Annotated in this window: 11 protein-coding genes; 5 read left to right on the top strand and 6 right to left on the bottom strand. The window is 63.6% G+C overall.

The window, feature by feature from the left end:
- Window positions 1-7: 7 nt before the first annotated feature.
- Window positions 8-1288 carry an EAL and HDOD domain-containing protein gene (locus BM193_RS25830; RefSeq protein ID WP_092803718.1) on the top strand — a complete coding sequence of 427 codons (1281 nt, stop codon included), beginning with the start codon at window positions 8-10 and terminating at the stop codon, window positions 1286-1288.
- 202 nt (window positions 1289-1490) lie between these two features.
- On the opposite strand, the gene BM193_RS25825 is transcribed toward BM193_RS25830, so the two are convergent.
- Window positions 1491-1862 carry an SPW repeat protein gene (locus tag BM193_RS25825; protein WP_092803721.1) on the bottom strand — a complete coding sequence of 124 codons (372 nt, stop codon included), beginning with the start codon at window positions 1860-1862 and terminating at the stop codon, window positions 1491-1493.
- Window positions 1863-1992: 130 nt separating this feature from the next.
- Window positions 1993-5787 (bottom strand): methionine synthase, encoded by a 3795-nt coding sequence (metH, locus tag BM193_RS25820; RefSeq protein ID WP_254786425.1) that lies wholly within the window; start codon window positions 5785-5787, stop codon window positions 1993-1995.
- 664 nt (window positions 5788-6451) lie between these two features.
- Here metH and BM193_RS25815 point away from each other — a divergent pair.
- Window positions 6452-8932, top strand: coding sequence for an IPT/TIG domain-containing protein (locus tag BM193_RS25815; RefSeq protein ID WP_139176358.1), 2481 nt, complete (start codon window positions 6452-6454; stop codon window positions 8930-8932).
- Window positions 8933-9005: 73 nt separating this feature from the next.
- Here the strand turns inward: BM193_RS25815 and fmt are convergent, their stop codons facing one another.
- Together fmt and def are read right to left on the bottom strand one after the other, a co-directional pair.
- The gene (gene fmt / locus BM193_RS25810) at window positions 9006-9962 is read right to left on the bottom strand and encodes a methionyl-tRNA formyltransferase (RefSeq protein WP_092803727.1); all 957 of its coding nucleotides are present in this window, start codon (window positions 9960-9962) and stop codon (window positions 9006-9008) included.
- A gap of 241 nt (window positions 9963-10203) precedes the next feature.
- Window positions 10204-10746 (bottom strand): peptide deformylase, encoded by a 543-nt coding sequence (gene def / locus BM193_RS25805; RefSeq protein ID WP_092803730.1) that lies wholly within the window; start codon window positions 10744-10746, stop codon window positions 10204-10206.
- Between the two features lie 315 nt (window positions 10747-11061).
- Here def and dprA point away from each other — a divergent pair, with 315 nt between their 5' ends.
- The 3 genes from dprA (at window position 11062) to BM193_RS25790 (ending at window position 15683) form a co-directional block, all read left to right on the top strand.
- Window positions 11062-12165, top strand: coding sequence for a DNA-processing protein DprA (gene dprA, locus BM193_RS25800; protein WP_092803733.1), 1104 nt, complete (start codon window positions 11062-11064; stop codon window positions 12163-12165).
- A gap of 94 nt (window positions 12166-12259) precedes the next feature.
- A complete protein-coding gene (locus BM193_RS25795; RefSeq protein ID WP_092803735.1) occupies window positions 12260-12724 on the top strand; it encodes a Smg family protein in 465 nt (154 codons plus the stop codon).
- Window positions 12725-13016: 292 nt separating this feature from the next.
- Complete coding sequence (locus BM193_RS25790) at window positions 13017-15683, top strand: DNA topoisomerase III (protein ID WP_092803738.1); 2667 nt, start codon at window positions 13017-13019, stop codon at window positions 15681-15683.
- A gap of 59 nt (window positions 15684-15742) precedes the next feature.
- Here the strand turns inward: BM193_RS25790 and BM193_RS25785 are convergent, their stop codons facing one another.
- Both BM193_RS25785 and hutH read right to left on the bottom strand, forming a co-directional pair.
- Complete coding sequence (locus BM193_RS25785) at window positions 15743-16696, bottom strand: porin (RefSeq protein ID WP_092803741.1); 954 nt, start codon at window positions 16694-16696, stop codon at window positions 15743-15745.
- Entirely contained in the window at window positions 16693-18345 is a 1653-nt protein-coding gene (gene hutH / locus BM193_RS25780; RefSeq protein ID WP_092803744.1) for an HAL/PAL/TAL family ammonia-lyase, read from the bottom strand. The genes BM193_RS25785 and hutH overlap by 4 nt, the downstream gene beginning before the upstream one ends.
- Between the last annotated feature and the right edge of the window lie 75 nt (window positions 18346-18420).

Genomic DNA, 18420 nt, shown 5'->3' with positions numbered 1-18420 from the left:
AGAGTTAATGATCGATATTTCCAGCAACGACATCACCCCAAAACCCTTGCGCGTGCGCGAGTTTTATCTGGGGCGACAGCCTATCCTTGACCGCAACCAGGCCCTGTTCGGCTATGAGTTGCTTTTTCGCAACGCCCCGGTCGGGCCCGCCAACATTACCAGTGATTTGTCCGCCACGGCGTCCGTCATTGCCCATGCTTCGCAGCTGGGCATGGAAAAGGTCATCGGCGACGCGCTCGGTTTCGTCAACGTCGATGCCGATGTGATCATGAGCGATATCTTCGTCTTCCTGCCGCGCGAAAAAGTCGTGCTGGAAGTGGTCGAGTCGATGAAAGTCACGCCGGAAGTGCGCACGCGCATCAGCGAACTGGTGGGCCATGGCTTCACCTTCGCCCTGGAAAACGTGGTGTCCGACACGACGCAGGTCCAGGAACTCTTGCCGCTGGTGCAATATGTGAAGATGGACATGAGCACGGTCGATCCGACAGTGCTGGCAGCGCTGGCGCCGCGTTTCAAGCAGGAAAACAAGAAACTGGTGGCGGAAAAGGTCGAGACGCGCGAAGAATTCAAGTCGGGCCTGGACCTGGGCTTCGATTATTTCCAGGGATATTATTTCGCCAAGCCCGCCATCATGACGGGCAAGAAACTCTCGCCATCGCAGCTGGCCGTCATGGAACTGATGACCCTGGTCACTTCCGATGCGGACAACATGGAGATCGAGCGCGCCATCAAGCGCGACGTGTCGCTGGCCCTGAACCTGCTGCGCCTGGTGAACACGCCAGCCGTGGGCGCGCGCCAGCGCATCGATTCGCTGAGCCAGGCCGTGACCGTGCTGGGCCGCCGCCAGCTGCAGCGCTGGCTGCAAATCATGCTGTATGCGGAACCAAGCAAGCGCGGCCATAGCATGACGCCGCTGCTGATGCTGGCCACCACGCGCGGCCGCCTGCTGGAATTGCTGGCGCATAAACTGCGTCCGAACCACGCGCATTCGGCCGATATCGCCTTTACGGTGGGCATCATGTCCCTGATGGATACCTTGTTCGCCGTGCCGATGTCGGAAATCCTCAAGCAGATCGAAGTGATCGACGAAGTGGCCGAAGCGCTGCTGTCGCGCGAAGGCTTCTATGGCGACTTGCTGCGCCTGGCCGAATGCATCGAACGCATCGAGGACATGGAAGGCGAGATCGTGCCGACCTTGCGCGACCTGGCCATGTCGCCGGACGACCTGGTGGAACTGGAAATGGCCGCCTACGAATGGAGCGATAACGTCGTCCGCTACGCTCTGTAGTTGGCACCTGGCCAAAGCTGCTGCGCGTCGGCATAGGCGGCTTGCGATGCTCACCGTACCAGAGTACGGCTGCGCTGCTCGGCCACCTCTTCCTTCCGCTCGCTACGGTTTTGTCAGGTGCTGAGACGTCGCGTATCTGCGGTGCTGTTCGTATTTTAAAAAGCCCTGCACGGCTTAGCCGTGGCAGGGCTTTTTTGCGCCGCTACGCGGCGGCGCCGGGCCAGTGCTTGTGCAGCTCGGGGTCGGTGCGCAGTTCCCACAGGGCCAGCACGACGACGGCGATGCCGACGATCAGCTCGTTCCACATCATCACGCGCTGGTCGGCCAGCCGCAGTATCCATGGCGAGGCGGCGACCCAGACGCCCACCAGCAGGTTGACGACGACGGCCCAGAAATAGGTCTTGTACAGGTCGAAGGCGGCCAGGATGGCGATCACCAGACCGGAGACAAAGGCATTGATCATCTGCGGCGAGCCTTCGGGATAGGAAAAGGCCCAAGGCGAGACGACCAGCCACAGGCCCAGCAACAGGATGATTTGATCCTGCCAGCGTTTGAGTTTGAAATTGCTTGCCATATTACCTCCTTGCCAGTTTGAAACGGGCCGGAGCGGGCATGCAGCATGCCCGCCGGCATACTGCGTTAGTGCGCCGCGGCGCGCGAAAAGTTCCGCGCGCCGTCCGCCAGTGAGGGCATCAGCAGAGCGCTTACGACAGATTCGGCGCCAGCCAGCGTTCCACGTCCTCGACCTTGGCGCCGCGGCGCTTGGCCATGTCTTCCACCTGGTCCATGCCGATCTTGCCAACGACGAAGTATTTCGACTCCGGGTGGGCGAAATAGAAGCCGGAGACGGCCGCGCCGGGGAACATGGCATACGATTCCGTCAGCTGCATGCCGATTTCCTCGGCCTGCATGACCTCGAACATCTCTTTCTTGACGGTATGCTCGGGGCAGGCCGGGTAGCCTGGCGCGGGGCGGATGCCGACATATTTCTCGGCGATCATGTCGTCGTTGCTCAGCTGCTCGTCCGGCACATAGCCCCACAAGTCCTTGCGCACGCGCTCATGCAGGTATTCGGCAAACGCCTCGGCCAGGCGGTCGGCCAGCGATTTGAGCATGATGGACGAGTAGTCGTCGTGCGCATCCTCGAAGCGTTTTTCATACTTTTCGATGCCCAGGCCCGACGTGACGGCGAACATGCCGATGTAATCCTTCACGCCCGATGCCTTCGGCGCGATAAAGTCGGCCAGGCACTGGTTCGGCCGCTGCACGCCGTCGACCACGGGTTTCACGCCCTGCTGGCGCATGCCGTAGTAGGTGAACGCGACGGTGCTGCGCGTATCGTCCGTGTACACCTCGATATCGTCGTCATTGACGCTGTTCGCCGGCAGCAGGGACACGACGCCGTTGGCCGTCAGCCAGCGTCCGTCGATGAGTTTTTTCAGCAGGGCCTGGCCTTCGGCGTAGACCTTGGTGGCCGCGTCGCCCACCACGGCATCCGTCAAAATGGCGGGGAAGGGGCCGGCCAGGTCCCAGGTCTGGAAGAACGGGCCCCAGTCGATGTAGTTGGCCAGGGTGGCCAGGTCGACATTTTTAAACACGCGGCGGCCGATGAACTTCGGTTTCACGGGCGTGCACGGGCCGTCGAAGGGCACGAGCATCTTGTTGGCGCGCGCCTGCGCCAGCGGCAAAATCGGCAGCGCCTTCTTGTTGGCGTGCTGTTCGCGGATGCGCGCGTAATCGAGTTCGATGTCTTCCACGTACTTGTCGCGCTGCTCCGGCGTCAGCAAGGATTGCGCCACGGACACGGAACGCGACGCGTCCGGCACGTAGATCACGGGGCCTTCGTAGTTGTGGGCGATCTTCACGGCCGTGTGGGCGCGGCTGGTGGTGGCGCCGCCGATCAGGAGGGGAATCTTGAGCATGCGGAAGTGTTCGTCGCGCTGCATTTCCTTGGCGACATAGGCCATTTCTTCCAGCGATGGCGTGATCAGGCCGGAAAGACCGATGATGTCGGCGTTTTCCACCTTGGCGCGGGCCAGGATTTCCGAGCACGGCACCATCACGCCCATGTTCACCACTTCGAAGTTATTACATTGCAGCACGACGGTGACGATGTTCTTGCCGATGTCATGCACGTCGCCCTTCACGGTGGCCATGATGATCTTGCCCTTCGGCTTGGCGACGATGCCCGTGCGCTGCTCTTCCAGCAGCTTTTCTTCCTCGATGAACGGGATCAAATGGGCCACGGCCTGCTTCATCACGCGCGCCGATTTCACCACTTGCGGCAGGAACATTTTACCTTGGCCAAACAGGTCGCCCACCACGTCCATGCCGGCCATCAAGGGGCCCTCGATCACGTGGATGGGGCGCCCGCCATTGTGCAGCAGCTGCTGGCGCGCCTCTTCCGTGTCTTCCACGATGAATTGCGTGATGCCGTGCACCAGCGCGTGCGACAGGCGCTCCTGGACGGTTCCTTCGCGCCAGGCCAGGGTTTGCGCCTCGGCCTTGCCGCCTGCCTTCAGGGTGCCGGCAAATTCGATCATGCGCTCGGTCGAGTCTTCGCGGCGGTTCAGCACCACGTCTTCCACGCGCTCGCGCAATTCCGGGTCCAGGTTGTCGTACACGCCCACCATGCCGGCGTTGACGATGCCCATGGTCATGCCCGCCTTGATGGCGTGGTACAGGAAGACGGTATGGATGGCTTCACGGGCCGGATCGTTGCCGCGGAAACTGAAGGACACGTTCGACACGCCGCCCGAGATCTTCGCGTACGGCAAGTTTTCCTTGATCCAGCGCGTGGCGTTGATGAAGTCGACGGCGTAATTATTGTGCTCTTCGATGCCGGTGGCGACGGCAAAGATGTTCGGGTCGAAGATGATGTCTTCCGGCGGGAAGTCCAGCGCATCGATCAGTAAATGGTAGGCGCGCGCGCAGATCTCGATCTTGCGCTCGAAGGTGTCGGCTTGCCCTTTTTCATCGAAAGCCATGACGATGACGGCCGCGCCATAGCGGCGGCACAGCTTGGCCTGGCGCAGGAATTCCTCTTCGCCTTCCTTCATGGAAATGGAATTGACGATGGCCTTGCCTTGCACGCATTTCAGGCCCGCTTCGATGACCGACCATTTCGACGAGTCGACCATGATGGGCACGCGTGAGATATCGGGTTCGGAAGCGATCAGGTTCAGGAAGCGCGTCATGGCGGCCAGCGAATCGAGCATGGCTTCATCCATGTTGATGTCGATCACCTGCGCGCCGTTTTCCACCTGCTGGCGCGCCACGGACAAGGCTTCATCGTATTGCTCGTTGAGAATCATGCGCGCAAACGCCTTCGAGCCCGTGACGTTGGTGCGCTCGCCCACGTTGACGAACAGCGATTCATCGTTGATGACGAACGGCTCCAGGCCGGCCAGGCGCAAGTCGTGCGACGGTGCCGGCACGGTGCGCGGCGGCGTGGTGGCCAGCAGTTGGCCGATGGCGGCGATATGCTCGGGCGTGGTGCCGCAGCAGCCGCCGGCCATGTTCAAGAAGCCCGCGTCGGCAAATTCGCGCAGCAGGGCGGACGTATCGGCTGGCAACTCGTCGAAGCCCGTGTCGCTCATGGGGTTGGGCAAGCCCGCGTTCGGGTAGATGCAGACAAACGTGTCGGCGATCTTCGCCAGCTCTTCCGCATACGGACGCATCAGGGCGGCGCCCAGCGCGCAGTTCAGGCCGATGGTCAGCGGCTTCGCGTGGCGCACGGAGTTCCAGAAGGCAGGCACGGTCTGGCCCGACAGGATGCGGCCCGAGGCGTCCGTGACGGTGCCGGAAATCATCAGGGGCAGGCGCACGACGGTTGGGTTTTGCTCGTAAAACAGGTCGATGGCGAACAGCGCCGCCTTGCAGTTGAGCGTATCGAAGATGGTTTCCACCAGCAGCACGTCGGCGCCGCCTTCCACCAGGCCCTGCGTCTGCTGCAGGTAGGCCGCCACCAGCTGGTCGAAGGTGACGTTGCGCGCGGCGGGGTCGTTGACGTCCGGCGAGATCGACGCCGTCTTCGGCGTGGGGCCCAGGGCGCCGGCGACGAAGCGCGGCTTGTCCGGCGTGGAATATTTATCGCAGGCGGCACGCGCCAGTTTTGCCGCCTGCACGTTCATTTCGTAGGCCAGGTGGGCCATGTGGTAATCGTCTTGCGCGATCGTCGTGGCGCCAAAGGTATTCGTTTCGATCAGGTCGGCGCCGGCCGCCAGGTAGCGTTCGTGGATTTCCTGAATGATGTGCGGCTGCGTCAGGGTCAGCAGCTCGTTGTTGCCCTTGACGAACAGTTCGCGCGCGCCGCTGTCGGCCGGCGCGGCGAAATCGATGAAGCGGCCGGCGGGGCCGCCACGGTAGGCTGCTTCGTCAAGCTTGTATTGCTGGATGATCGTGCCCATGGCGCCGTCGAGGATCATGATCCGCTGCGCCAGGATGGCGCGCAAGGTGGCTTCGGTCGGGGACATGGCGGGGATCACGGTATCGTTCATTTCATGCTTTCAATAGGCAAACGGGCGGCGGCGCGGTGACAAGACTGTACGAGGCGGTTGCGGGCCAGCAGGATCCGCTGACGGAGCGTGCCGGCCCGGGTAGGGCAGGCAGAAGGTGGCAATCGCCTGATTTCACCGGGTCTAAAATTATACGGCATCAGGCTGCTTTGGTTTTGGGCAAAAGCGGCCGCTCGCCGCCTTGCTGCCATTCCTGCAACACATTGCGCGCCACGCCGTCCGCATCAGGACCACCGCTAAAAATTACATTCCTGAAAATCTTACTGAAAACGTTAATTCTTCCAACAAAGTTGGTGAGAATGCATGCTCTCTAGCGTGTGGATAATTTTCCACATTATTTACGCGCGCTCGCCTTTTTTTTTCATGGATCGAATGGCAATAGCGATTGTTGGAAACAAACTTGATTTGAAACAATGCAGAGTGAAGCGCTGCCGGTTTCAAAAATGCTTTAAATAAAGATTGCAATGTAGATACCTTAATTATTATCAAAACCAATTGAATCAAAAGCATTAATAGTTGTCTTTCGGAATTAAATTCATCGATAATATTGGTTCTTCGAAATGAAATTCTCACCAAAAGTCACCAATATGTCACATTTCCCTCGCGTCTCATCCAGCCTTGCGCTGTTCGACCATGGTTGCCGGCCATGAAAAACCATTTGCTTGTTGCATTGTTTCTCATGCTGGGCCTGTCCGCCTGCGGTGGCGGCGGGGGGGGCGGTGGCGATACCGTGGTGGCGACCACCTCGGGTAGTCCCGTCGTGCTGCCTGCTGTCACGGCTGTGTCGGCGACGAATATCGCCGTTGGCGGCAGCGTGGTGGTCACAGGTAGCAATCTGAGCCGCGCCACGGCCTTCCAGGTGGGCGGCGTGACACTCGCCACCAGCGCCGCGAGCGATTCCAGCATCACCCTGGCCATGCCGGGCGTGGCCGTGTCCGGCGCCCTGAGCCTCGTCAGCGCCAGTGGCACGTCGGCCACCAGCTACAACCTGAATGTGTATGTGCCGCTGAGCGTCACCGGCGTGGCGCCGGCAACGGGCGGCGTCGGTTCCAGCGTCACCATCGCCGGCAGCGGCATGGGCGCCGTCACGGCGGTGCAGTTCGGCAGCGGCGCGGCGGCCACGCCAGAAAGCCAGAGCGCGACCAGCGTGACGGTCGTGGTGCCTGCGGGCGCGGCCACGGGACCGTTGACCGTGCGCGGTCCATACAACGATGTGGCCAGCGCCGATAGCTATACGCTGCTGGCCAGCGTGACAGTAACGTCGATCACCACGGCCATCAGTGGCCAGACGATGTCGGTCACGGTGCAGGGCACTCATCTGGACCAGGTCAGCGCAGCCTCCGTGGGCGGCACGCCGGCGACCATCGCCAGCGCCAGTGCCAGCCAATTGGTCCTCTCCGCGCCGGCGTCGGCGACGGGCAATGTGCTGCTGTCGGCCGCGTCGCGCGTTGCCGTCAATGCGGGCACGGTGTCGGCCTTTACCCTGGGCAGCATTGATTTCGCCCAGGTACTCAACCTGAACGCCAGCGACACGGCCTTGCGCCTGACGCGTGGCAAGTCGGCCGCCGTGCGCGTGTCCGTGCTGGGCACGCAGGCGGGACGCAGCAGCCCGGTCGTGACCCTGAGCGCCACGTCCGCCAATGGCAGCAACCTGGGCAATGTTCCCATGAGCGGTCCGGCCGTCCTGCCGACAGAGAAAAGCGATTACAGTTTCAATGGCAACTTCAGCGCCGTCTTGCCAGCCAGCTGGATCGTGCCCGGCGTGCGCGTGCGCGTGACCGCCGTGGGCAATGATGGCACGCAAGTGAGCCAGGAGGCGGCGCCCGTCGTTGCCAGCGCGGCGAAAATCCGCCTGGTGCTGGTGCCGCTGAGCACCGATGATGGCGTGGCGCAGCTGCCTGACGCCGAGGTGATCCGTACGGCGCTGACCCGCGTGTATCCCTATGCGGCGGAAAATATCAGCATCACCACGCGCGCCGCACTGAGCGTGCCGGGCAGCAGCACGGCCGACAGCTGGTGGAACACGACCCTGGCCACCCTGAACGACAAGCGGGCCCAGGAAGACAGCGGCGCCTACTATTATGGTTTCGTGCCGCGCATGTCCTCCACACGCGCCGCCGGCCTGGCGTACATCAATCCGCGCACCAGTGGCGGCGATTTCACGGCGGCCATCGGCGTGGACGCCAGCTTCAGGAATATCGCCTCGCTCGATCCGTTCGGCAATAGCTGGCCTGAATGGCTGACGACGCTTGTGCATGAGCTGGGACACAACCACTCGCTGCAGCACGTTGCCTGCGGCGGTCCTGCCGGCGCGGCCACCGACTATCCGTATGCGAACGGCAACCTGGGACCGCAGCCGCTGTACAACAGCAGCTATGCGGACAACATCGGCCAGCTGAGCAAGGCGGCATATGGCGCCGGCACGCCGATGAAGGACGTGATGAGCTATTGCAGCGGTGCCTGGTTCTCCGACTACAGCTATGCGCGGGTGCAGCAATTCCTGGAGAAGCGCAGCACGCAGCAGACGGGCGGCATGGTGCTGGCCGCCAGCATGTCCGTTGCCGAGAACGGGTATCTGACTATTTCCGGCCGCATCACGCCAGCCGGCGTGGGCCTGCGTCCCGCCGTTGCCTCGTCGGCGCGCATCGGTGACGCCGCCAGCGGCAGCGGACACGCGTATACCTTGCGCGTGCTGACGGCGTCAGGACAGACTATCGACTTGCCCTTCGATGCCGTCGCCCTGGCCGATCACGGCGGCAGCGCCATGAGCCATTTCCGCGTCAGCTTCGCCAACCCGGGCGACATCAGCGACGTGCAAGTGCTGGCAAACGGCAAGGCATTGGCCAAGCTGGAACGTCCGGCGCGTCGCAGCAAGGCCGCCGCCAACGGTGCCACGTTCGATGCGGCGCAAAGCGGCGGCAAGCTGGCGCTGGCCTGGAATGCCGAGGCGGAACCGTACGCCGCCGTGCTGCACGTGGCCGCCGATGGCCGCAAGACGGTGGTCGCCAGTGACTTGACGGGTGGCAAAGCCAGCGTCGACGTCAGCGCCTTGCCGGCCGGTGGCCGCTTCGAGGTCAGCCTGTCGTCCACCCTGGGCGCGCGCCTGATGAAGGTCTCGCGCCGCTAGGCGACGCAGCCGGATGCAAAAAAGGGCTTGCCGCGGCAAGCCCTTTTTTATAGGCACAGGCATGCGTGCCGAATCAAACGAAACGCTTGCCTTCCAGCGGGAAGCCCTTGATGAACTCGGCTGCGGGCAGGCGCTTGCCGCCCGGTTTTTGCAGTTCCGTCAGGCGCAGCGAACCATTGCCGCACGCCACGACGATGCCGTGCTGGGCGTCGGCCGCCAGCACCTGGCCCGGCGCTTCCTTGCTGTCCGCTTCGAGCACCTCGGCGGCCCAGATCTTGATGGTGGTGCCATCGACCTGGCCGCAGGCGCCGGGAAACGGATTGAAGGCGCGGATCTTCAGGCCCAGTTCCAGGGCCGGCTGGCTGAAATCGAGCGCCGCTTCTTCCTTGGCGATCTTTGCCGCATAGGTGACGCCCGCTTCCGGCTGCGGCACGGCTTCGAGCGGCTGCTGCTGCATCTTGCGCAGGGTCTCGACGATCATCCTGCCGCCCAGCTTGGCCAATTTGTCGTGCAGGGTGGCGGTGGAGTCCGCCGCTTCGATGGGGACGCGTTCGATGGCCAGCATGGGACCCGTGTCGAGGCCTTCTTCCATCTGCATGATGGTCACGCCCGTCTCGTCGTCGCCGGCCTCGATGGCGCGGTGGATGGGCGCCGCGCCGCGCCAGCGCGGCAGCAGGGAGCCGTGGATATTGATGCACGGTTTGATGTCGAGTGTGCTGCGCGGCAAGATCAAGCCGTACGCCGCCACCACCATCACGTCGTAGTCGGTGGCCAGCAGGCGCTCGTGAGCCGCTTTCGCTTCGGCGGCGCGCTGCGGGTCCTTGCTGTCCAGGCGCAGGGACAGCGGCTGCAGCACCTCGATGCCATGCTGCTGCGCATACTGCTTGACGGCCGAGGCGTGCAATTGCATGCCGCGTCCGGCAGGACGGTCGGGCTGGGTCAGCACCAGGGGAATCTCGAAGCCCGCTTCGTGCAAGTCTTTCAGGGCCGTGGCGGCGAACTCAGGCGTGCCTGCGAAGATCACTTTCATATTATTCCTTGACGTGAGGTGCGCAGGCCCGCGCCGGAGGCGCCAGGCTGGCGTGGTGTTACGACGACTGTTGCTTAGTCTATCAGCAGTACTGCAAAAACTCCTTTAACACCTTACAAAACCGTAGCGAGCGGAAGCGAATTGTGGCTGAGAAGCGGAACTGTGCTGGGCACGGGGCCGCCGAGGCAGTGAGCATCGCAAGCCGCAAGTCGCGACGCGCAGTAGGTTTGGTCAGGTGTTATCAGAAACGGCGGTTCTGCGCGCGCAAGCTCGCTTCGCGTTCGAGGCCGCGGATTTCCTTGATCATCTTGGTCTTGATGCGGTTGCGCTTGAGCGGCGACAGGTATTCGACGAATACCTTGCCCAGCAAGTGATCCATCTCATGCTGGATGCACACGGCCAGCAAGCCGTCCGCTTCCAGTTCGAACTGCTTGCCGTGGCGGTCCAGGGCGCGCACCTTGATGCGGGCCGGGCGCTCGACGCCATCGTAGACGCCAGGCACGGACAAACAGCCTTCGTCGTAGACCTGCTTTTCTTCGCTGGCCCAGGTGATTTCCGGGTTGATGAAGACTTGCAGCTGGTTTTTCTCTTCGGTGATGTCGATCACCATCATCTGGATGTGTTCGTCGACTTGCGACGCGGCCAAGCCGACGCCAGGGGCGTCATACATGGTTTCCGCCATGTCGTCGATCAGCGTTTGCAGGCGCTCGTCAAAGACGGTGACGGGCTTGGCCACCGTATGCAGGCGTGGATCGGGGTAGCGCAGGATATTTAAGATGGACATACGAATTCGACTGGTTAAGGTGGGCGCCGGTGCGCCGGATTATTCATGCCTGCGCCATGCGGACGATGGCACGGCGGTATGGGCGGTCAGTTATTGAGTTGAGTACGCTATGGTGCGTGTGGCGCAACGGCGCGGCAGATGCGTTTGCCAGAGCGTCGATTTGTCTGCCCCAAAGGGAAATTTTATCACAGACCCCCATGGCGCTGTGGATGGCGGGCCGTTTTATCGGCCATTGCACGCTTTCCTTGCGCGCGTCGGCATCGCGTGCGTGCCAGGCCGCTAGCATGGGATGACACGGCACGCAGCGGGGTTGTCATGCATGCACTTGCAACATCGGCAGACACGGCCACGGAACTGGCGGGCTGGCTGCGCCTGCAGTATTTGCCCGGCGTGGGCCCCGTGGCGGCGCGCGCCTTGCTGGCCCGCTTCGGCTTGCCGCCGCGGATCTTTGCCGCGCCGTTCGACGCCTTGCGCGAGGTGGTGCCGGCCGGCGTGGCGCGCGCCATCGTCCAGCCGCCCAAGCCGCTGGCCAACAGCCAGCTGGCGCTCACCCTGCAGTGGCTGCAGCGCCCCGGCAATGCCGTGCTGACCCTGGCCGACCCCGCATATCCGCCCCTGCTGCTGGAAATCGCCGATCCGCCGCTGTTGTTATATGTGCGGGGGCGGGCGGAGCTGCTGTCGCGTCCCGGCGTGGCCATCATCGGCAGCCGCAATGCCAGCGGGCAAGGCATGCAGAACGCGGCCGCCTTCGCGCAAGCGCTGAGCGCGGCGGGCCTGACCATCATTTCCGGGCTGGCGCTGGGCATCGACACGCACGCGCACGAGGGCGGCTTGCGCGGCGCGGGCGCCACCGTGGCCGTGATCGGCACGGGCGCGGATCTCGTGTACCCGCGACGTAACCTTGATCTGGCGCAAAGAATCGCCGAACAAGGCTGCATCGTCAGCGAATACGCGCTGGGCCTGCCCGCCATGCCCGGTAATTTCCCCAGGCGCAACCGCCTGATCAGCGGCCTGGCGCGCGGCGTGCTGGTGATCGAAGCGGCCGCGCAGTCGGGCTCATTGATCACGGCGCGCCTGGCCGGCGAGCAGGGGCGCGACGTGTATGCCTTGCCCGGTTCCATCCATGCCACCCTGGCAAAGGGGTGTCATGCACTCATCAAGCAGGGCGCCAAGCTCGTCGAGTCGGCCGATGACGTGCTGCAGGAGCTGCAGTGGCTGGGCGGCGTTCCAGGCGCGGTGGTCCAGGAAGCGGCCGACACGCCGCTGCTGGCCGCGCTGGGCCACGACCCCCACGATGCCAATACCCTGGCCGCGCGCAGCGGCCTGGCCATGGGAGAACTGATGGGTGAATTGCTGGCGCTGGAACTGGCGGGCCGGGTGGAACGCTTGCCGGGAGGACTGTTTCAACGCTGCAAATGACAGCTTGTCACGTGTGTGGCGGCCACGCCGCACGCTTGGCCTTTGTCGGTGCGCACCCTTGTGCGCCAGCGAACTTAGCTGCTAGAGTAGAGCCATGTTCGATATCCTGGTGTACCTCTACGAGACTTACTATCGCCCCGATGCCTGCCCCGAGCCGGCAGTCCTGGCGCGCAAACTGTCGGCCGTCGGTTTCGACGATGTGGAGATTTCCGAAGCGCTCGTCTGGCTGACGGACTTGAACGCCATGGCCGGCGTCGAGCAAACCCTCACGGCCGGTTCCACGGGCACGCGTTTTTATGTGCAGCAGGAAAGCGACGTGCTGGGCACGGCCGCCATCGGTTTCATCCAGTTCCTCGAAAGCGCCAAGGTGCTCTCGCCGCTGCAGCGCGAAATCGTCATCGAACGGGCGCTGGCGCTCGACGAGGCGCCCGTCTCGCTGGGCAAGCTGAAAGTCATCGTGCTGATGCTGCTGTGGAGCCAGGGCAAGGAGCCCGATGCCCTGATGTTCGACGACCTGTTTGTCGACGACGACGATCTTCCCCCGCGCCTGTTGCACTAATATAGTATCGTCATAGGCTGCCGCTGCAGCCGCTTGCCCGACCCTGGCGCCGCTGCCGCGCCATCCCCTTTAAGATGCACGGCACCACCGGGCACGCTTGACACCGCGTTTGCGCCTGCGCATTCTTGCTTGCAGATAACTTGCTGAATTCTTCAATAGGCGCTTATCATTGGCCGCTTGACAAGACCACAAGTCACAAGCCATTGCGCAGACAAAAGCGTCGGCGCCTGGCAATGCACTGTATGATGCGCATGCTGAAACTATCCTAGAGCATTTTTCGAGACTAAAAAATATGACAAAAACCCTCATCATCGCCGAGAAGCCTTCTGTCGCGAACGATATCGCGAAGACGCTTGGCGGCTTTACCAAGCACGATGAGTACTTTGAATCGGATGAATACGTCCTGTCGTCGGCGGTGGGCCACTTGCTGGAGATCGCCGTACCGGAAGAATTCGACGTGAAGCGCGGCAAATGGAGTTTCGCGCACTTGCCGATGATTCCACCGTATTTCGCGCTCAATCCCATCCCGAAGACGGAAGCGCGCCTCAAAGTATTAAACAAGCTGATCAAACGTAAAGACGTTTCCACCCTCATCAACGCATGCGATGCGGGGCGAGAAGGCGAGCTGATTTTCCGCCTGATCGCGCAAAACGCCAAGGCCAAGCAACCGGTCAAGCGCCTGTGGCTGCAGTCGATGACGCCGGGCGCCATCCGCGACGGTTTCGCGCACCTGCGCAGCGACGAGGAAATGCTGCCGCTGGCCGACGCGGCCCGCTGCCGTTCGGAAGCCGACTGGCTGATCGGCATCAATGGCACGCGCGCCATGACGGCGTTCAACTCGAAAGAGGGCGGCTTCTACCTGACGACCGTGGGCCGCGTGCAGACGCCAACGCTGTCCATCGTCGTCGAACGCGAAGACAAGATCAAGAAATTCGTCCCGCGCGACTTCTGGGAAGTGCGCGCCGAATTCGTCTGCGCGGCCGGCATCTATGAAGGCCGCTGGCTCGACACGAAATTCAAGAAGGACGAGAACGACCCCGAGAAGCGCGCCGAGCGCCTGTGGAGCAAGGCCGCCGCCGACTCGATCGCCACCGCCTGCCGCGGCCGCCAAGGCATCGTCACGGAAGAATCGAAACCGACCACCTCGATGGCGCCGGGCCTGTTCGACCTGACCAGCCTGCAGCGCGAAGCGAACTCGCGTTTCGGCTTCTCGGCCAAGAACACCCTGGGCCTGGCCCAGGCGCTGTATGAAAAGCACAAGGTATTGACGTATCCGCGTACCGATTCGCGCCACCTGCCGGAAGACTACATGCCGACCGTGCTGCAGGCGCTGGAAACGGTCAAGGAAAACAGCAACTACCACCAGTTCGCCAAGCAGATCATCGACAAGGGCTGGGTCAAGCCGAACAAGCGCATCTTCGACAACACGAAGATCTCGGATCACTTCGCGATCATCCCGACGACGATCGCGCCGAAGAACCTGTCCGAGCCGGAACAGAAGTTGTACGACCTGGTCACGCGCCGCTTCATGGCCGTGTTCTTCCCGCCTGCGGAATTCCAGGTCACCACGCGCTACACGGAAGTGTCCGGCCATCAGTTCAAGACTGAAGGCAAGGTCATGACCAATCCGGGCTGGCTGGCCATCTACGGCAAGGAAGCGTCGACGGACGCCGACAAGGAAAGCAATGGCAACGGCAACCTGGTGCCAGTGGCCAAGGGCGAGAAAGTGCAGACGGAAAGCGTCAGCGCGAATGGCCTGGTGACGAAACCGCCCGCGCGCTTCACGGAAGCGACCTTGCTGTCGGCCATGGAAGGCGCCGGCAAGCTGATCGACGACGACGAGCTGCGCGATGCGATGGCCGGCAAGGGGCTCGGTACGCCAGCGACGCGCGCCGCCACCATCGAGGGCTTGCTGACGGAACGCTACCTGATCCGCGAAGGCCGCGAACTGATTCCGACGGCCAAGGCGTCGCAGCTGATGACTTTGCTCAAAGGCCTGGGCGTCAATGAATTGACGGCGCCGGAGCTGACGGGCGAGTGGGAATACAAGCTGTCGCAGATGGAAAAAGGCAAGATTTCGCGCGAAGAATTCATGCGCGAAATCGCGCAGATGACGCAAATCATCGTCAAGCGCGCCAAGGAATACGATAACGACACGATTCCCGGCGACTATGCGACCCTGGAAACGCCGTGTCCGAACTGCGGCGGCGTGGTGAAGGAAAACTATCGCCGTTTCGCCTGCACCAAGTGCGAATTCTCGATGAGCAAGACGCCCGGTTCGCGCCAGTTCGAAATCGCCGAAGTGGAACAATTGCTGAAGGACCGCACCATCGGCCCGCTGCAAGGCTTCCGCTCGAAGATGGGCCGTCCGTTCGCCGCCATCCTGCGCATCGTGCGCGATGAAGAGATCAAGAACTTCAAGCTGGAATTCGATTTCGGCCAGAACGACGAGAGCGAAGATGGCGAAGGCGTCGATTTCACGGGCCAGACGCCCGTGGGACCGTGCCCCAAGTGCAACGCCGGCGTGTACGAAATGGGCCTGGCCTATGTGTGCGAACACAGCGTGGCCAAGCCGAAGACGTGCGATTTCCGCAGCGGCCGCATCATCTTGCAGCAGGAAATCTTGCCGGAACAAATGGCAAAACTGCTCAACGATGGCAAGACGGACTTGCTGCCAGGGTTCGTATCGCAGCGTACCCGCCGTCCGTTCAAGGCCTTCCTCGTGCGCGGCAAGGATGGCAAGGTGAGCTTCGAGTTTGAAGAGCGCAAGGCCAAGCCGGGCGCGAAGACCAAGGCAGCAGCCGCCGAGGTCGAAGGCGAAGAAGGCGCGGCGCCAGCGAAGAAAACGGCCGTCAAGAAAGCGGCAGCCGTCAAAAAGGCGCCGGCGAAAAAGGCCGCGGCCGTGAAAAAGCCGGCCGCCAAGAAGGCGCCGGCGAAGAAAGCGGCAGCGGCGGAGTAATCCGGCGCCAGCCAGACGACAGCCAGGGATCGCTCCCTGGCTTTTTTTTTGTCCGTGACCTAGAACGTGAATTGCATACCTGCCTGCACGCCGCTGATGCGCCGCTTGCCCTGCCTGGTTGCCGTGTCCCCCTCCACATAGAGCTTGCTGCGCTTGGACAGGCTGTAGCGGGCCACGGCCAGGTATTTGTTTTCCCGGCTGCCGTCGCTGTCCGTGCGCCACCAGGCGCCCGTCAGTTCCAGCGCCGGCGTGGCCAGGCAGATGGCGCCCAGGCCATGCGTGGCGACGCGGCGCGCGCCGCTGTACGGTTCGTTGCGCGTCAAATAGTGCGTCGCTTGCACGGTCCACGCACCGGCCGTGTAATAGCCGCCCACGTTGAAGGTGCGCAAGCCATGGCCATCGGCGCCGCCATACGCCAGCGCCAGGCCGAACGGCTGTCCGTTGTACAGCACGCTGACGGCCTGGCGCGCGCCGCGCGTCGTGCCGGCCTTTTCGCCGGGCGCGTAGGTGGCGCGCACGATCACGTCGTCAAGCTGGCCCGTGTAGGCGATGGCGTTGTCCCACGCGTAGTCGAGCTGGTGGACCACGCTGGGCGACCAGCTCGATACATAGGTGGGATCGCTGTGCCAGGAGCCCGTGTAGTACAGGGCGTTGTACTGGCGTCCCAGGGTCAGTTCGCCGTAGCGGCCGCGCAGGCCGACGAATGCCGTGCGGCCGAACAGCCGCCCGCCCTGGCGCGCCTCGCCCGTGTCGATGGCGAAGCCGTTCTCCAGGTTCATGATGGCGCTCAGGCCGCCGCCGAGGTCTTCGCTGCCGCTGATGCCCCAGCGGCTGCCGGCCCAGCCATATTCGCTGCCATCGACCACCGACACCGCGGCGCCCTCCGCGCCATGCTGGTAGCGCACGCTGGCATCGATGAAGCCGTAGACGTTGATGCTGGCCGCCGGCGTTTGTGCCCAGGCGCAGCCCGCGTTGGCGGCCAGCAGCGCGGCGGCGGCAAGGCGGCGCTTCATGGCAGGCCTCGCAGCACGCCGGCGGCGGTGCGGAAGTCGCCCGTCAATGGCCGGTCCTGGTCGAGGAAGGCGACGCGCTGGCGCAAGGCGTCGAACAGCTGGCGCGTCGGCGGCGACAGGGTGAACGACGGGTCCTGGGCGCGGCGCAATTCGGCCGCCTGGGCGGCATGGATCAGTTCAATGCCCAGCAGCAGGTAGGCATTCTCGATCTGGCGCCGCACGCGCTGCACCACGGCCGGCGCATTTGTCGCCACGTCCTCGATATTGCCGGCCACGGGCAAGTAGTCGAGCGAGACGGGCTGGGCCAGCATCTTGCTGTCCATCGCCAGCGCGACGGCCGGCTTTTCCATGGCGCCGAACGCATGCACGCTGTTGGGCGTGCCGAGGAAGCGGGGCAGGCCGGTCAGGTGCGGATCGTTGAGCTTGATGATGCGCTGGGCCGAGGCCAGCGCGTTGTGCGCCAGCGCCAGCCCCGTTTCCTCGAAGGCCAGGACCCACGGCAGGGGCTCGAAGTTGGCCGTCGGCAGCACCGCGCCCTGGCCTGCCACATAACCCTGCCGCTCCTGCCAGCGCGCCGACCTGGCCGTCACGTCCAGCGCCACGCCGGGATTGTCGTCCGAGGAATTGAGCTGCACGTTCAGCTGCGCCAGGGTTTGCCGGTAACTGCGGTCCAGTTCTCCCAGCAGATACACGCCGCTGCGGTAGCTGAGCGGGTCGTGCAGCGGCCGCGCCGCATCGTGCTGCCACAGGCTGGCGCCGTCGAGCAGGCGCCGCAGTTCGGCGCCCGTGTGCTGGGTTTGCGGGAATGGCCGCAGCGCCAGCGTGTCTTCCAGGAAGGGCGAGACATTGCCATTGAAGGCTTGCAGGCTGAGCGCGAATACCAGCTGCGTGGCGCGGTTCAGGCGCGCCAGGTCGTCGAGGGCCAGTGCCGCCATGCCGGCCGCATAGGCGTTGGAGCTGAGGATGGACAGGGCGTCCTTGCCGAACGGCATGATGGCGGCGATGCGCGTTGCTTTCAGGACGGCGGCGGCCGGCTGGCGCCGTTCCTGATAGATGACCTCGCCTTCGCCCAGCATGGCCAGGCCCACATGGCTGAGCAGGGTGATATCCGCTTCGCCCAGCGAGCCGGCGGACGGCATGACGGGCGTCACGCCCTGGTTCAGGAAGCGCGCGTAGGTGTCGACGATGTGCTCCTGCACGCCGCTGCCGCCGGCCAGCATGGCGTTCAGGCGCGTGGCCATGGCCGCGCGCACATCGGCCACGGGCGCGTCGGCCCCTACGCCGCCGCCATGCGCATGCAGCAGGCCCACGTTGAAGCGGCGCGAGGCGGCGATGATGTCGGCGCTCAGCTGGCCGTGCGCGTCGACCATGTCGCGGTCCTTGTTGAGGCCCACGCCCACCGTCAGGCCGTAGATTTTCTGGCCGGCGCGGGCGGCCGCCAGCAAGACCTCGTGCGACTGGCGCACCCTGGCCAGGGCGGCGGGGGCGATGCGCAGCGTTTCGCCACGGGCGATGCGGGCGATGCTTTCCGGGCTGGCCTGGCGGCCGTCGAGTTCAACCTCGGCGCGGGCCGACGGCAGCGCCAGCAGGATCGCGGCGAAGAGGCCGGCATGCAGCGCGCGGCGTGGCAATACAGATGAAACAGGCATGGGTACTCCCGAGATATTGGTTATTGTTGTAAGGCGTGTCTGGACTGTTTGCGTGCGTGCGCACGGCACGCCAGG

The organism is Janthinobacterium sp. 344 (assembly GCF_900112025.1).
GTDB lineage: Bacteria > Pseudomonadota > Gammaproteobacteria > Burkholderiales > Burkholderiaceae_D > Janthinobacterium.
The sequence above is the reverse complement of the archived record's forward strand: the minus strand, read 5'-3'. Positions and strand labels throughout refer to the sequence as shown.

Excerpts from the sequence above, each read along its gene's own strand:
- BM193_RS25795 (WP_092803735.1), top strand. The coding sequence starts at position 12,260 with ATGTTCGATATCCTGGTGTACCTCTACGAGACTTACTATCGCCCCGAT.
- BM193_RS25785 (WP_092803741.1), bottom strand. The coding sequence starts at position 16,696 with ATGAAGCGCCGCCTTGCCGCCGCCGCGCTGCTGGCCGCCAACGCGGGC.
- dprA (WP_092803733.1), top strand. The coding sequence starts at position 11,062 with ATGCATGCACTTGCAACATCGGCAGACACGGCCACGGAACTGGCGGGC.
- metH (WP_254786425.1), bottom strand. The coding sequence starts at position 5,787 with ATGAACGATACCGTGATCCCCGCCATGTCCCCGACCGAAGCCACCTTG.
- BM193_RS25830 (WP_092803718.1), top strand. The coding sequence starts at position 8 with ATGATCGATATTTCCAGCAACGACATCACCCCAAAACCCTTGCGCGTG.
- BM193_RS25815 (WP_139176358.1), top strand. The coding sequence starts at position 6,452 with ATGAAAAACCATTTGCTTGTTGCATTGTTTCTCATGCTGGGCCTGTCC.
- def (WP_092803730.1), bottom strand. The coding sequence starts at position 10,746 with ATGTCCATCTTAAATATCCTGCGCTACCCCGATCCACGCCTGCATACG.
- BM193_RS25825 (WP_092803721.1), bottom strand. The coding sequence starts at position 1,862 with ATGGCAAGCAATTTCAAACTCAAACGCTGGCAGGATCAAATCATCCTG.
- fmt (WP_092803727.1), bottom strand. The coding sequence starts at position 9,962 with ATGAAAGTGATCTTCGCAGGCACGCCTGAGTTCGCCGCCACGGCCCTG.
- hutH (WP_092803744.1), bottom strand. The coding sequence starts at position 18,345 with ATGCCTGTTTCATCTGTATTGCCACGCCGCGCGCTGCATGCCGGCCTC.
- BM193_RS25790 (WP_092803738.1), top strand. The coding sequence starts at position 13,017 with ATGACAAAAACCCTCATCATCGCCGAGAAGCCTTCTGTCGCGAACGAT.